Genomic DNA, 599 nt, shown 5'->3' with positions numbered 1-599 from the left:
GAGCGTAGGCGTAACCCTTGTCGATCAGGGTCTGGATCATGCTCAGCATGCCCGGAATGTGATCAGTGGCCCGCGGTTCCATGTCCGGCTTGAGGATGTTGAGGCGCGCCTCGTCCTCGTGCATCGCAGCGATCATGCGTTCGGTCAGCGCATCGTACGGCTCGCCGTTTTCGCGGGCACGATTGATGATTTTGTCTTCGATGTCCGTGATGTTGCGCACATAAGTCAGGTTATAACCGCTGAAGCGCAACCAGCGGGTCACCAGGTCGAACGCGACCATGCTGCGGCCGTGGCCAATGTGGCAGTAGTCATACACGGTCATCCCGCAGACGTACATGCGCACATTGTTGCCATCCAGCGGCTTGAAGACTTCTTTGCTCTTGGTGAGCGTGTTGTAGATCGAAAGCACTTTAGAGGTTCCTTGAATCACTGGCCCCACGAATCACGCAAGGTCACGGTACGGTTGAACACCGGATGACCTGGTTTCGAGTCCTTGATATCCGCGACGAAGTAACCTTCGCGCTCGAACTGGAAACGGTCTTCCGGCTGTGCATTGCCAAGCGAAGGCTCGGCACGACAACCGGTGAGGACTTGCAGCG

General features: G+C 56.9%; 1 protein-coding gene and 1 pseudogene. Both read right to left on the bottom strand.

The window, feature by feature from the left end; all coding sequences use genetic code 11:
- Positions 1–409 (bottom strand): class I tRNA ligase family protein (locus AC1DRJ_RS31660; protein ID WP_477805566.1); only part of this gene is annotated, 409 nt, incomplete at its 3' end.
- A gap of 17 nt (positions 410–426) precedes the next feature.
- Positions 427–599 (bottom strand): annotated as a pseudogene (locus tag AC1DRJ_RS31655) (glutamine--tRNA ligase); the annotation flags it as partial.

Source organism: Pseudomonas sp. P5_B2 (assembly GCF_056400445.1).
Note: the sequence above shows the minus strand (reverse complement) of the source record. Positions and strands in the feature narration are given on the sequence as shown.